Source organism: Salegentibacter maritimus (assembly GCF_016236975.1).
Classification (GTDB): domain Bacteria; phylum Bacteroidota; class Bacteroidia; order Flavobacteriales; family Flavobacteriaceae; genus Salegentibacter; species Salegentibacter maritimus.
On the sequence record NZ_JAEHNY010000018.1, the window covers coordinates 1 to 15,086 of the forward strand.

Here is a 15,086-nt window from a genome sequence, read left to right on the forward strand (position 1 = left end):
GTATAGGTAATTCCCTGTACCGTAGTTACCGAAATAGTCCCGGTAGTATCTTCACAAGTTGGTTGCTGCGCAATACTTGCTTGCGGCTGCGCCGGGGTTCCCAGGTTTTCTATGATAACCAAAGCTTCAGAAACTGACTGGCAATCCCCATTGTCTGCCTGTACAAAATAAGTACCTGCACCTAATCCGCTGAATTCTCCATTTGCAATCGAATTGCTTACTGGATTTTGATTTTCATCTAAAAGAGTATAAGTAATTCCCTGTACGGTTGTTACAGAAATAGTTCCGGTAGTGTCTTCACAAGTTGGTTGTTGTGAAATACTTGCTTGCGGTTGCGCCGGAGTTCCCAGGTTTTCTATTATTACAAGTTCTTCGGAAGTCGACTGGCAATCACCATTGTGTGCCTGTACAAAATAAGTACCTGCACCTAATCCGCTGAACTCCTCATTTACAATCGAATTATTTAATGGATTTTGATTTTCATCTAAAAGGCTATAGGTAATTCCCTGTACCGTAGTTACAGAAATAGTCCCGGTAGTATCTCCACAACCTGGTTGCTGCACAATACTTGCTTGCGGCTGCGCCGGGGTTCCCAGGTTTTCTATGATTACCAAAGCTTCAGAAATCGACTCACAATCACCATTGTCTGCCTGTACAAAATAAGTACCTGCATCTAATCCGCTGAATTCTCCATTTGCAATCGAATTGCTTACTGGATTTTGATTTTCATCTAAAAGAGTATAAGTAATTCCCTGTACGGTTGTTACCGAAATAGTCCCGGTAGTATCTTCACAACCTGGTTGTTGCGAAATACTTGCTTGCGGCTGCGCCGGAGTTCCCAGGTTTTCTATTATTACAAGTTCTTCGGAAGTCGACTCACAATCACCATTGTCTGCCTGTACAAAATAAGTACCTGCACCTAATCCGCTGAATTCTCCATTTGCAATTGAATTATTTAATGGATTTTGATTTTCATCTAAAAGAGTATAAGTAATTCCCTGTACCGTAGTTACCGAAATAGTCCCGGTGGTATCCTCACAACCTGGTTGTTGTGAAATACTTGCTTGCGGCTGCGCCGGAGTTCCCAGGTTTTCTATGATTATAAGTTCTTCAGAAACTGACTGGCAATCCCCATTGTCTGCCTGTACAAAATAAGTACCTGCATCTAATCCGTTGAATTCCCCGTTTGCAATCGAATTATTTAATGGATTTTGATTTTCATCTAAAAGAGTATAAGTGATTCCCTGTACCGTAGTTACCGAAATAGTCCCGGTGGTATCCTCACACGTTGGTTGCTGTGAAATACTTGCTTGTGGCTGCGCCGGAGTTCCTAAATTTTCTATGATAACCAAAGCTTCAGAAACAGACTCACAATCGCCATTGTTTGCCTGTACAAAATAAGTTCCAGCATCTAATCCGCTGAATTCCCCGTTAGTAATTGAATTATTTAATGGATTTTGATTTTCATCTAAAAGAGTATAAGTAATTCCCTGTACCGTAGTTGCCGAAATAGTTCCGGTGGTATCCTCACACGTTAGTTGTTGTGAAATATTTGCTTGTGGCTGCGCCGGAGTTCCCAGGTTTTCTATGATAACCAAAGCTTCAGAAACGGACTCACAATCGCCATTGTCTGCCTGTACAAAATAAGTACCTGCACCTAATCCGCTGAATTCACCATTTGCAATCGAATTGCTTACCGGGTTTTGGTTTTCATCTAAAAGGGTGTAGGTAATTCCCTGTACCGTAGTTACCGAAATAGTCCCGGTGGTATCTTCACAACCTGGTTGTTGTGAAATATTTGCCTGTGGCTGCGCCGGGGTTCCTAAATTTTCTATGATTACCAAAGCTTCAGAAACTGACTCACAATCACCATTGTTTGCCTGTACAAAATAAGTACCAGCACCTAATCCGCTGAATTCACCATTTGCAATCGAATTATTTAATGGGTTTTGGTTTTCGTCTAAAAGAGTATAAGTAATTCCCTGTACCGTAGTTACCGAAATATTTCCGGTGGTATCCTCACAACCTGGTTGTTGTGAAATATTTGCCTGTGGCTGCGCCGGAGTCTCAGGTTTGCTTAAAGTTATTACCTCGGTTATAGAACAGGAGTTGTTGCTATTATCTGTAATGGTCACTTCATAACTGCCTTCATTTAAACCTGAAATATTTTGACTGGATGAGCTAAAGTTAGGTCCTGTCCAGGAATAAGTATAACTTCCTGAGCCTCCACTAGGAGTAATGTTAATTGATCCTGTATTTTCTTCGTTACAATTCAGGTCTTGTTTTGAGACAGATACCTGAATTTGATCGTTAATAACCACAGACTTGGTAATCGAGCTACTGGAAGTCCCGTCAGTAACTTGAAGACTCACCTGATATTGACCAGCCTGATTAAAGTTGAAGCTAGGATCACTTGCATTGCTGGATCCTAGTTGATCAAAATCCCAGGTGTATGTATAGGCCGTGTTATCGCCACCGGTTGTTAGGTTTGTAAAATCTACAATAAAGTTTTCACAGCTTGTGGTATAATCAAAGTTTGCAATAAGAGGGGTTCTAACAATAAACCCGTCAGGATTACCATAACATTGAGAGTTTCTATCCTTTTTTTCACAAGTACCACCGGAATTCGTGTTCCAATTCATGTAAAAGTTTCTTAACTCAAATTTATCGCCCCAATTCCATTGGTAATCATCAATAACTGCGCTTGTACCCCTGGGTATCTGTTGACCATCAAAAAGACATAAGATTACTTTCTCTTTAAATTCGTCATTGATATATACATCATACTCTACATATAATGAATACCCATTACCTGCAGATCCACCAAAATCTGCATAAATATACCCGTTAACAGGATCTCCTATTTCATTGTTATCGTTTGACGCTATAGGATTTCCATTCGCATCGCCAAAGTAGAAATTGGTAACAGTTACATTGTTACTATTACACTGTGCACTAACTTCAGAGAAAGCCATCAACAAAAATAGAAGAGATGCTAAAAAGAAGCTGTTTTTTAGATTAGTGCTAATATTCATTTTAAAAGTATTTTTCCAAATCATATTAAAAATGTTTAGAATTAAATGTTACAATTCTTTTGTAGATTCTTTAATAAGAAACTACACGTATAAATTGGGTTACATCACTAGGTTATTAAGCCATTGTGATTTGTTTTTTTGGGGAAAAACAGTTAAATATTCATGAAAAAAATCGATTAATATTAGGTAAAATTAGGGGTATTACCTTATAGGAAAGTTGGGGGTGACCTATTGTTAAATATTAAATCTTAGGGTAAAATTATGCTAAAAATCCCCATTAAAAAGTTTTGTAGGTTTTTTTAGACATAAGCTTATATATTTTCGTTAAAAGGTAAATTTTAAACGAAAAATAAGGGAAATCAAGGCTATGAAAATATGATTTTAATTTATATTCTATTTTAAAAGTTAATAGGTCGATAGGTGAAAAATGGAGCTGTTTATTTTGGAAAGTAAGTTTTGGGTTTAATTTTTTTAAGTGAAAAAGCTGACTTAAATCTGTTTATACTTATTTTAGGTAAAACGGTTTTTTTATATCTTAAAATACAGATGAAGCCTTGAAGATATTTATCAGTTTATGTATTATTTAATCGAGAATTAATTTTCTGAAACTTAACCTGGAAATACTAAAAATGAATTGTTTCTATATAATTCGCAGGCGACCAATTAGCTTGTTAATTTTTTTTCATCTTTATATAGTGTAATCTTATTTGAAAAACTTTCCGGCTTCAGCCTAAATCTTGTAAATTGCAGCAAAGCAAAATACAATGCAAAAAAGTCTTGAAAATTATCGACAGAGCTACGGAAAAGGAGAGCTTTTAGAAGAGGACATTCCGTCTTTTCCTTTGGCCTTATTTACTTCCTGGTTTAATGAAGCTGAGGCTCATCCAGACATAGCAGAAGTAAATGCTATGAGCCTGGCCACTTGTGGGATTGAGGGATTTCCCAAAACCAGAATTGTATTATTGAAATCTTTTGGAGAAAAGGGTTTTAGTTTTTATACCAATTACAATTCAGAAAAAGCTAGGGATATAGAAGAGAACCCAAGAGTTTGCCTTTCATTTTTTTGGCCGGCATTAGAACGGCAGGTAATTATAAAAGGTACTGCCATGAAAACCTCAGAAGAAGAATCGTCTTCTTATTTTGCCTCAAGACCCCGTGGAAGCCAATTAGGAGCCTGGGCTTCTAAACAAAGTGATGTATTAACTTCCAGAAAGCAACTTGAGTTAGAGTTAAAAGAGGTTGAAGAACGGTATAAGGATAAAGAGGTGGAGCGGCCACAACATTGGGGAGGTTATGTTGTAAGCCCTAGAAGTTTTGAATTTTGGCAGGGCAGAAATGACCGTTTACACGACAGAATATTATATGAGTTTTTAGAAGAGAATACCTGGGAAAGAAACCGCCTGTCGCCTTAAACCTTTATTATGAAGCAACTAATTTTAGTAAGACATGGTAAATCCTCCTGGGAGAATAATTTGCCGGATGAAAAGAGGCCGCTTAAAAAAAGAGCTTATCATGATGCAGCCCTGGTCCTAAAAGTTTTTAAGGAATTTAAAAGTGGAGATGTTATGTTATGGACCAGCCCTGCAGTTAGGGCACGTACTACAGCAAAGCTTTTTAAAGAGGAACTTCAAATACCCGATCGGGAATTTATGGTAAAAGATGCCTTGTATACTTTTGATGAAGACCAATTATTATCTGTTATAAAGTCCTGCTCAAATGAGGTGGAGAAACTAATGGTTTTTGGTCACAATCCTGCATTAACTGGTTTAGTAAACAGTTTAGGAGATAAGCCTATAGACAATTTACCTACCACCGGGCTTTGTGTTATAGATTTCGAGGTGGAAAATTGGCACGATCTTAAAACCGGTAAAACTTTACTTCAATTATTCCCTAAAAATTTACGCTAATTTATGCAGCAAAAAAAATACCTAAACAGAGAACTTAGTTGGTTACAATTTAATGAGCGTGTATTACAGGAAGCCGAGGATGAGACCGTACCCCTCATTGAACGCCTTCGGTTTTTAGGGATATTTTCTAATAATCTTGATGAGTTCTTCAAGGTTAGATATGCAACCGTAAAACGAATTGATTTAGCCGGAAAGGCAGGTAAGAGTGTTTTAGGGGGGATTAAAGCCAGTAAACTTCTGGAGGAAATCACTCAAATTGTGATAGAGCATCAGTCAAAAAGTTTAAAGGTATTACATGATATTCAGCATCAATTAAAGGGTCATAATATTCATATTATTAACGAGAAACAGGTTTCTGTTTCCCAGCAAAAGTTTATTAAAAACTTTTTTCTATCAAAAGTAAGTCCGGCGCTGGTAACTATTATTCTTAACGATCTGCACGAGCTTCCCAGTTTAAAAGATAGTGCCGCTTATCTTGCGGTTAAAATGGTAATGAAAGAGGAAAAACCTCAAAAAGGTATTTCAAAAATATTAGATAAGACTCAAAACGAAAAGAAATACGTTCTTATAGAGATTCCAAGAAGCATTGAGCGTTTTGTAGTTTTACCGGAGAAAAATGGAAAACAATATATCATTCTCCTCGATGATTTAATTAGATACAACCTGGGCACCATTTTTAATATTTTTGAGTACGAAAGTATTTCTGCACATATGATTAAGATTACCAGGGATGCCGAACTGGATATTGATAGCGACCTGAGTAAGAGTTTTATAGAGAAAATTTCCAGTAGTGTAAAAGATCGTATTAAGGGAGAGCCTGTGAGATTTGTGTACGATATGAATATTGCCGATGATACTTTATCTTATTTAATGAATAAGATGGGAATTGAATCTACCGATAGTATTATTCCCGGAGGGCGTTATCATAATCGTCGTGACTACATGAATTTTCCAAGTCTTGGGCGTGAAGATTTACTTTATAAACCTATAGAGCCCTTAGCTATTCCGGGGCTTATTTTGCAAAGTAGCTTGTTTGGTAGCATTGCCAAAAAAGATTTTCTTTTATATACGCCTTACCAAAGTTTTGCTTATACCGTTAAATTTTTAAGAGAAGCCGCATTGGATCCTAAGGTGAAGACCATAAAAATTACAATTTATAGGCTGGCTAAAATATCTCATATTGCCAGCTCCTTGATTAATGCGGTAAAAAACGGAAAAAAAGTAATTGTTCAAATTGAATTGAGGGCACGTTTTGATGAGGTAGCTAATATTAGATATGCAGAACAGATGCAGGCCGAAGGGGTGCAATTAATTTTCGGGGTACCCGGTCTAAAAGTGCATAGTAAAGCTTGTGTAATAGAGCGCGAAGAAGAAGGTAAAACAAAACGATATGGTTTTATAAGTACAGGTAACCTTAACGAATCAACCTCACGTATTTATACCGATTATACCTTATTTACGGCACATTCTGAAATATTAAAAGAGGTAAATAAGGTTTTTGATTTTTTTGAGATTAATTACAAAGTAAATAAATACAAACACTTAATAGTTTCTCCGCATTATAGCAGAAATGCTTTTGTAAGTTTAATTCAAAAGGAAATAGAGAATGCCAGGGAAGGCAGGCCATCGGGCATCGCTTTAAAATTGAATAGCCTCTCAGATTACCCGATGATAGACAAGCTATACCAGGCAAGCCAGGCAGGGGTGAAAATTAAGCTTATTGTTCGTGGGGTTTGTTGTTTAATTCCCGGTATAGAGAAATTAAGCGAAAATATTGAGGTAATTAGTATTGTAGATAAGTTTTTGGAACATCCCCGGGTATTTATCTTCGAGAATGGCGGAAACCCTAAAGTCTATATCTCTTCGGCAGATTGGATGACAAGGAATCTGGATCTCCGCGTTGAAATTTCCTGCCCAATTTATGATGAAGATATTAAAAAGGAAATCATAGAAACTTTTGACATTAGTTGGAACGACAATGTAAAAGCTAGAATGATTACCTCAAAGCAGGATAATGCCTATAGAAATAGTGGTGAAAAGAAGTTACGATCACAATTTGAACTATATAACTACTACTCAAATAAATTACCGAAAAAGGTGAAAAATTAGGCTAAGCCTGCTATAAAATATTTTATTTTAAACCATTAAAATACTCAGTTATAGAGTATAAATTGAAAAATATAACTCGTGATTACACAAGAAAACTACGCAGCAATAGATATAGGTTCCAATGCCGTTAGGCTTTTAGTTTCAACAATTACAGAACAAAAAGGTAGAGAAGAAACCGATTTTAGAAAAACTTCCCTGGTTAGGGTGCCAATTAGGCTTGGGGAAGACGTATTTGAAAAAAGTGTGATTTCAGAAAAAAATATAGAGCGCATGGTAGATACGATGCAGGCTTTTAAACTTTTAATGAAATCTCACGGAATTAAAAAGTACAAAGCCTGCGCTACTTCAGCTATGCGAGAGGCCACTAATGGAGCAGAAGTGGCTAAGAGAATAAAAGATAAAACAGGAGTAGAAATTGAAATAATAGACGGCAACCATGAAGCTGCTATTATTGCAGCTACAGATTTGCACGAACTTATTAAAAACGACTGCAACTATCTTTATGTAGATGTTGGCGGCGGTAGTACCGAATATACGCTTTATAGTAGCGGTAAAACAGTAGCCTCTAAATCCTTTAAAGTTGGAACCGTTCGTTTATTAAATGACCTGGTAGAAGAGAAGACCTGGGAAGAGATGGAAAAATGGGTTAGGGAAACTACTAAGCCTTATAAAAAGATAGACCTAATTGGTTCTGGTGGAAACATCAATAATATTTTTAAAACCAGTGGTAAAAAAGAAGGAAAACCCCTAAGCTTAGCCTACCTTAAAAAATATAACGATTTGCTAAACTCCTTAAGTTATGAGGAAAGGATTATGGATTTAAATTTAAAAAGCGATCGTGCCGATGTGATTATTCCGGCTTCTAAAATTTATTTAAGCTCTATGAGATGGGCCAGGGCCGATAATATTTTTGTTCCCAAAATAGGTCTGGCCGATGGAATTATTAAATCTCTTTATAACGGAAAAAATAAGTAGATAGTTTAAAGTTAAGAGGCTGTCTGAAAAGTCTACTTTCGTCAAGCTGAATTTTTTTTAGCTTCTAATATGTTTTTAATTATCAACACGTTAGATCTTGAAATAAGTTCAAGATGGCGATTTTAAAACCTTTTCAGACAGCTTCTTTTTATTTTTCAATTAACCGTGAATAGTTTTGTCTTTACCGAGGTCTTTCATGATATTCGCTTCAAAATCAAGTAAATCATTCCACTTTTTGTCTACCTCACTGCGTTCCCCATATTTTCTGGCAAACTTTAAGAACATTGTATAATGATTGGCTTCGCTTATCATTAATCTATGATAAAAATCAGCCAATTCTTTGTCCTGTAACTCCTCTGATAATAATCTGAAACGTTCACAACTTCTGGCTTCAATTAAGCCTGCAATTAATAACCTATGCACTAACTGCGTAGTTCTGCTGCCTCCTTTTGGGAAAAAACTTAATAATTTAATTACATACTCATCTTTTCTATCCCTTCCTAAAACATATCCGCGTTTTAATAATTGTTCGTGCACCATTTTAAAATGACCCATTTCCTCTCTGGATAAAGCAATCATTTCATCTACCAATTCAGTATATTCAGGGAAAGATACAATGAGTGAGATGGCAGTTGAAGCTGCTTTTTGCTCACAATAAGCATGATCTATAAGAATTTCCTCAATATTCTTTTCGGCTATATTTGCCCAACGTGGGTCTGTGGGAAGTTTTAATCCTAGCATATCTATACGTCTAAATCGAATGTACTTCGAAGTTTTTCCAACAAAGGATTCTTTTCCTTTAATTTATTATATTTTTCAATAGGAGTGAAGGCATACTTTTTAGCAGACTGCTCATTCACATTAATTACCAACCTAATTTCAGTATTTTTAAGCTTTTGTTTTAGATAAGACATTAGCTTATTCTGTTCCCGCTCCAAATTTATTTTCATGGTCTCATTGGGCAGTTCTATAACAATGCGATTCTTATCTTCAAGTTTGGGTAAATCGGTTTCCAAAATAGAAGCTAAGATCTTAGATCCTTGCTTCTTTATACGTTTAACATAGTCATCCCAGTTTGCCTGAAGTTGGGTTTCGGTAAACTCTCCATTAAGGACCACATCTTTAGTTGGGGCTGCTTCCTGTTGTCGTGCCTCTATTTCCCGTTTTTTCTTAATGCTTTTTAATGAAAGACCCGAAACTTTCTCCTTTTTAGCTTCAGCATCTATTTCCGGTTTTGGGGCAGGAGGTGGGCTTGAAACTGGTGGAGCTGTTTTATTAGGAGGCTCAGGACTTATTGTTGCTTCTGAATGATAAGTATCCTTCTTATCATCTACACAATTGCTTTTTGATGTTTTATTTTCTTCTGAAGGTAGCTGACTTTCGGTGGGGGCTTCAGCAGAAGTTCCTCCGTGTTCATTATCCCTAACAATGTTTTTTTCTTCTGAAGAAAGTGTTGCGGGTTGTTTCTCAAATTCTGAAGCCGCAATTATTGGCTGTTCAAACTTTTTTTTTTCTTCACCAAAGGTGATAGAAGCTAACTGCATTAGCGTTAACTCTACCAATAATCGCTGATTTTGACTGGTTTTATATTTTAAATCACATTCATTTGCCAGTTCTATTGCCCTAATCAAAAATTGATGATTAGTTTTTGATGCCTGTTCAAAATAGCGGGCTTTTGTTTGTTCCCCAACTTCTAAAAGCTGAATGGTTTTTTGATCTTTACAAACCAAAAGATCTCTAAAATGTGAGGCAAGACCACTAACAAAATGATGACCATCAAATCCGCTGGAAAGAATATCATTATAACTCAATAACAGCTGTGGGATATTATTTGATAAAATAAGTTCAGTGACTTTAATGTATGTATCATAATCCAGTACATTAAGGTTTTCGGTTACTGCCTGTCTTGTGAGTTCTTTTCCACTAAAGCTTACCACCCTGTCGTATATAGAAAGAGCATCCCGCATAGCGCCATCGGCTTTTTGCGCAATGATATTCAATGCATCTTCTTCTGCGTTTACGCCTTCTTGTTGGGCTATATAGCCAAGATAGTTTTTAGCATCACTTACCGTAATTCTTTTAAAATCGAATATTTGGCATCGAGAAAGTATGGTAGGTATTATTTTATGTTTTTCGGTAGTAGCTAAAATAAATATGGCGTGCTGTGGTGGTTCTTCCAGCGTTTTTAAAAAGGCATTAAATGCCGACTGGGAGAGCATGTGCACCTCATCTATAATATATACCTTGTATTTCCCTACTTGCGGAGGGATTCTTACCTGATCTATTAAGTTCCTGATATCGTCTACCGAGTTATTAGACGCGGCATCTAATTCAAAAATATTAAATGCAAAGTCTTCATCGGGACTTTGGGTACCATCATGATTAATCATCTTGGCAAGAATACGGGCGCATGTGGTTTTACCCACACCACGTGGTCCTGTAAAAAGAAGTGCCTGTGCCAAGTGATTATGTTCAATGGCGTTTTTTAAGGTATTGGTAATGGCTTGTTGCCCAACCACATCTTTAAAGGTTTGCGGACGGTACTTACGAGCTGATACTATAAAATGTTCCATTGAATTTTATTGAAATACAAATATAAAAATAGCCAACATAAGTTCTAAGGCAAATGCATATATTTTTAAACAATTAGTAAGTAATAAATCAACATTTTTTTAGTTAGGATATTTTGTAAAAACTACCTTTGTAAACAGCAGGTCGCCTTATCGCCAACGATTTTTTCGATGGAGGAAATTCCGGACACCAAAGAGCGGCATAGTGGGTAACGCCCACCTATTTTATTTGGAGTAATTTAGATAAAATACGGACTAGTGCAACAGAAAGAATGTACAGATAATGCTGTAGTGAAATCAGGTAAACTCTATGCGGTGCAATGCCATGTAAACCAATGTTTGTAAGTTGCTCGCTTACTGTTGGAGGGTAGGCAGCTAAAAGTTTTTGGTAACAAAAACCTGAGATAAATGATAAGGGGAATCCCGGTTTTGCCGGGAGGAACAGAATCCGGATTACAGACCTGCTTTTTTTAATAATGTTTTAGCCCAGGCATGGGCTTCTTTCATGCTAAAGAAAATATTGAAAGGAACTGGGGAAAATTGCTTTTCAAAATTAGCAATTTTTAATGCTTCATAGCTTTCACTTACAATACCAATCCCTAATAATTGTTTCACATCTTTTAATTCAAAATAAACGGTGGGAATTACATTGAAATTATTTTTTCTGTTAGAGATGTAGACATACTTTTTTCCTCCAAATACCTCATTGCATATTTTTAGCATTTGTTTTACGTGTTTTATTTCAAGTATTACATCTTCTTTTACTTCAGAAATTACTATCTCTTCGTAAAATTCCAGATTAATATCAATAAGTTCTATCTTCTTAATCCGATTCGTCATTACAGATTGTTATTTATGAGCCTTTTTCAGGCTTTTTCCTTCAAGATACGAATAATGCTATTAAACTGTGTTTTCGAAGAAACTAAATACCGAACCTCCATATCGTCTTGCTTCCTTAAAATTAGGGTATTTTGAGAGGTTGGTATGCTTTGAATGCTCAATTATTAATTGACCGTTCTGATTTAGTAGATTTTTTTCAAAGACAATTTGTGGTATTTTGAGAAATTTTTCTTCATCGAAATCATAGGGAGGGTCAGCAAAAATAATATCTGCTTTTACATATGCTTTCTCAAGGAACTTAAAGACGTCGCTTTTAATGGTTGTAATGCTAAAGTCTAGTTCCTGAGCTGTTTTTTTTATAAATTTTACACAATCGTAATTTAAATCTACTGCGGTGATTTCTTTACAGCCACGTGAAGCAAATTCATAGGTTATATTTCCGCTTCCGGCAAATAAATCCAGGACACTTAATTGCGAAAACTGAAAGTTGTTATTGAGGATGTTAAAAAGGGCTTCCTTTGCCATATCGGTAGTAGGGCGTATGGGCAGTTTTTTAGGAGCAATTAATCTTTTTCCTTTATAAGTACCTGAAATTATTCTCATAGAAATGATTTTAATAAAATATATTCTTCCAGTTCGTATAAGCCTTTAAGTTTTTCATTTTTCTGTAAGTCGAAATTGATTTCTAAAAGTTCAACATACTTAATGTATTCAAATGCGATTTTAAATAATGGGGAAGCCTTACTGATAGCACCCAATAAATATAACCTTACTTCATCGGGCTTTAGATTAAGTTGCTCTGCCGTAAAAAGTATGTAGTATAAAAAGTCTTCTTTTTCGGTAAAGCTAAAAGAATTGCAAAGCAACAGTTGACCATTTTCTATCACCACCAAATCAAATTGCTTGCTTTTAATGTGGGCAAAGATTTGTGGCCTATCTACTTTTGGTAACTTCAATAAGTTTTCTACTAAAATAGTATTGAGGTGCTGATATTCGAATTCACCAAACTTTTCAAAGAAGAAATTAATAATATTGGTATAGGGTATATAGACATTTACAATACCTGTATTCCCAATTTCTTCGTGTGAAATAAAATCGGTTTTAAGAATTTTGGTATTGAATTTCAGATAGTCTGAAGCATTTTCTTCTCTAAATAGGTTAGCAGGAACTAGGCTATAGAGTGCATTGTCAAAAATAAGCTTTACCTGCTTAACTTCGTCTAGGCTTTTATTGGTTTCAAATATCTCTTCAATTTCCGCTAAAAGCTTTATAGGATCCAGTTGTTGCTGAAATCTTACTTTGTTATAAAAAACAACTTCCTTTTCTACAGTATTTAGGGTACAAAAAGAAAGTCCATCCAGGCTAACCTGAATGGACATTTCTAGATTTAATGTTTCTTTATCTTTATTCGTCGCCATATTGGGTTGGCCAGTTTCCTTTTGTGTTAACCTCTTCTAGAGAACCAACGTTTATATAACGCCCGTTTATATCGTCTACAGATTGTACCTGGTTTTGTTGTAAGATCAACTCTTTATCTAAACCTTGTAGTACAACGCTTTTGGCAACTCTAGCTCTAAACACAGGAATATCGGTTTGTCCTTTTTTAATACTTCCTGCATCAAGTTCAAATTTAGCATCTACACCTTCAACTGGTACATTGATCATATTTACATAACGATCTCTATCTCCTTTAAAAAGAGAATCTTTTACCGGTACAAAACCAAGTGTATCTACAATAACTTTCTCTATGTACTCATCTACACCGTATTGCCTTTTGTACTCTTCATCTAAAACCGTAGTGTCACGACGTTGAGTAATTGCAAATTCAGCAGTATCAAGGAATTTTACGAGTTTGTTAAAATCAGCTTCAAAAGTTCCAACAACCTCTTTATGCGCTAGTTCGGCATCACGAATATCCTTTAAGTTCTCAACTACTTTGGCGTAACGCTTTTCCTTAATTTTGTTAAACTGAATTGGTTCGTAAACAGCATTAAATGTAAGGTAGGCTAATCCTATAATAACTACCCAAAGAAGTAATTGAATTGCAAGTCTCATGCGTTCTAAATTTTGTTTTAAAAATTACTAGTGTTCACGACAAATCTACAATTTTTTTTTATTCGTAAAAGTTTCTTCCGTAAAAATCCATTCCTACCTTTGATTTTTGATAATTTTTTTATGGAAAATTTTGATGCTTCTAAATTTTATAGGCTTTTACTAAGCGATCTTGGCTTCACGGCCAAAGCTGGCCAGGATATTGCATTGCAGCAATTATCTGAGTTTGTTTTAAACAAAAATAAGGATGAGATTTTTGTTTTAAAAGGCTATGCCGGTACCGGTAAAACAACGATAATCAGTACTTTGGTGAAGAATCTTTGGAAAATAAGAAAATCGGGGGTTTTATTGGCACCAACGGGAAGAGCCGCTAAAGTGATTTCTAATTATGCCAAAAAAGAAGCTTTTACCATCCATAAAAAGATTTATTTTCCTAAAAAAAGTGGAGGAAGTGGAGTGCAATTTGTACTACAACCCAACAAGCATAAAAATAGTATTTTTATTGTAGATGAAGCTTCCATGATTTCTGATACGCCCACAAACTCCAAATTAATGGAGAATGGAAGCTTACTAGACGATCTTATTCAATATGTTTATTCGGGGCAAAATTGTAAACTTATTTTAATTGGTGATACCGCACAGCTTCCTCCCGTAAAAATGGAAATTAGTCCCGCCCTGGAACCCGAAAAACTACAATTTTCTTATAACAAAGAAGTAAAGCATATAGAGCTGGATGAAGTAGTTCGCCAGGCCGAAGAAAGCGATATTTTATTAAACGCCACAAAAATAAGACAAAGCTTGCAAGACGAATTTTATGAGAGCTTTCAGTTTGATCTTGGCCCCAAAGCCGATGTGGTTAGATTGCAAGACGGTTATGAAATAATGAATGCAATTGAGGAGTGCTATAATCAACTGGGAAATGAAGAAACAAGTTTTATTGTAAGATCTAACAAAAGAGCTAATTTGTACAATCAACAAATACGCTCTCGAATTTTGTTTCAGGAAGAAGAACTTTCGGCCGGAGATTATTTAATGGTCGTAAAGAATAATTATTTTTGGATAAAACCCAGTTCTGAAGCCGGTTTTATTGCAAACGGCGATATTATAAAAGTCCTTGAGATTTTTGCTATAAAAGAACTTTATGGCTTTAGATTCGCCGAAGTTCAGGTACAAATGGTAGATTATCCTAATATGCGCCCTTTTGAGACGGTGGTAATGTTAGATACATTAACCAGCAACACCCCCTCACTTTCTTACGAAGAGTCTAACCAACTTTACCAGGAAGTAATGAAAGACTATGAAAACGAAACTTCCAAATACAAGAAGTTTATGAAGGTTAAAAACAATAAATTTTTTAATGCCTTACAGATTAAATTTTCTTATGCGATGACCTGCCATAAATCTCAGGGTGGGCAATGGAACAGTGTTTTTATAGAACAACCGTACTTGCCCGAAGGTGTTGGAAAAGAATATTTAAGATGGTTGTACACTGCCGTAACAAGGGCAACCAATAAGCTCTATCTTATAGGTTTTAAAGATGATTTTTTCGTAAATAAATAGTTTTTTAAGTTGCGTTAATTTAAATTTTAAAACCTAAA

General features: G+C 35.6%; 11 protein-coding genes and 1 other RNA gene. 6 read left to right on the top strand and 6 right to left on the bottom strand.

What is annotated here, in order from left to right; all coding sequences use genetic code 11:
- Positions 1-3,059 (bottom strand): PKD domain-containing protein (locus I6U50_RS15340; protein ID WP_198639500.1); only part of this gene is annotated, 3,059 nt, incomplete at its 3' end.
- Positions 3,060-3,799: 740 nt separating this feature from the next.
- On the opposite strand from I6U50_RS15340, the gene pdxH reads away from it, so the two are divergent.
- The 4 genes from pdxH (at position 3,800) to I6U50_RS15360 (ending at position 8,026) form a co-directional block, all read left to right on the top strand.
- The gene (gene pdxH, locus I6U50_RS15345; protein ID WP_198639501.1) at positions 3,800-4,447 is read left to right on the top strand and encodes a pyridoxamine 5'-phosphate oxidase; all 648 of its coding nucleotides are present in this window, start codon (positions 3,800-3,802) and stop codon (positions 4,445-4,447) included.
- A 9-nt stretch (positions 4,448-4,456) separates the two neighbouring features.
- Positions 4,457-4,942 (top strand): SixA phosphatase family protein, encoded by a 486-nt coding sequence (locus I6U50_RS15350; protein WP_198639502.1) that lies wholly within the window; start codon positions 4,457-4,459, stop codon positions 4,940-4,942.
- Between the two features lie 3 nt (positions 4,943-4,945).
- Positions 4,946-7,051 (top strand): polyphosphate kinase 1, encoded by a 2,106-nt coding sequence (gene ppk1, locus I6U50_RS15355; protein ID WP_198639503.1) that lies wholly within the window; start codon positions 4,946-4,948, stop codon positions 7,049-7,051.
- 78 nt (positions 7,052-7,129) lie between these two features.
- Entirely contained in the window at positions 7,130-8,026 is an 897-nt protein-coding gene (locus I6U50_RS15360; RefSeq protein ID WP_193710905.1) for a Ppx/GppA phosphatase family protein, read from the top strand.
- Positions 8,027-8,185: 159 nt separating this feature from the next.
- Here I6U50_RS15360 and miaE read toward each other — a convergent pair whose 3' ends face one another.
- Positions 8,186-8,767 (bottom strand): tRNA-(ms[2]io[6]A)-hydroxylase, encoded by a 582-nt coding sequence (miaE, locus tag I6U50_RS15365; RefSeq protein ID WP_193710906.1) that lies wholly within the window; start codon positions 8,765-8,767, stop codon positions 8,186-8,188.
- A 2-nt stretch (positions 8,768-8,769) separates the two neighbouring features.
- Complete coding sequence (locus tag I6U50_RS15370; protein WP_193710907.1) at positions 8,770-10,599, bottom strand: DNA polymerase III subunit gamma/tau; 1,830 nt, start codon at positions 10,597-10,599, stop codon at positions 8,770-8,772.
- A gap of 134 nt (positions 10,600-10,733) precedes the next feature.
- Here I6U50_RS15370 and rnpB point away from each other — a divergent pair.
- An RNA gene (rnpB, locus tag I6U50_RS15375) (RNase P RNA component class A) lies at positions 10,734-11,068 on the top strand.
- Positions 11,069-11,496: 428 nt separating this feature from the next.
- Here rnpB and I6U50_RS15380 read toward each other — a convergent pair.
- Genes I6U50_RS15380 through I6U50_RS15390 form a run of 3 tightly spaced genes read right to left on the bottom strand, consistent with a single transcriptional unit; the run spans position 11,497 to position 13,491 of the window.
- A complete protein-coding gene (locus I6U50_RS15380; protein ID WP_198639504.1) occupies positions 11,497-12,039 on the bottom strand; it encodes an RsmD family RNA methyltransferase in 543 nt (180 codons plus the stop codon).
- Positions 12,036-12,854 carry a DUF3822 family protein gene (locus tag I6U50_RS15385; protein WP_198639505.1) on the bottom strand — a complete coding sequence of 273 codons (819 nt, stop codon included), beginning with the start codon at positions 12,852-12,854 and terminating at the stop codon, positions 12,036-12,038. The genes I6U50_RS15380 and I6U50_RS15385 overlap by 4 nt, the downstream gene beginning before the upstream one ends.
- Positions 12,841-13,491, bottom strand: a complete 651-nt coding sequence (locus I6U50_RS15390; protein WP_193710910.1) for a hypothetical protein — start codon at positions 13,489-13,491, stop codon at positions 12,841-12,843. Before I6U50_RS15390 ends, I6U50_RS15385 begins: the two co-directional genes overlap by 14 nt.
- 120 nt (positions 13,492-13,611) lie before the next feature.
- Here I6U50_RS15390 and I6U50_RS15395 point away from each other — a divergent pair, with 120 nt between their 5' ends.
- Entirely contained in the window at positions 13,612-15,048 is a 1,437-nt protein-coding gene (locus tag I6U50_RS15395) for an ATP-dependent DNA helicase (protein ID WP_198639506.1), read from the top strand.
- Positions 15,049-15,086 lie beyond the last annotated feature (38 nt).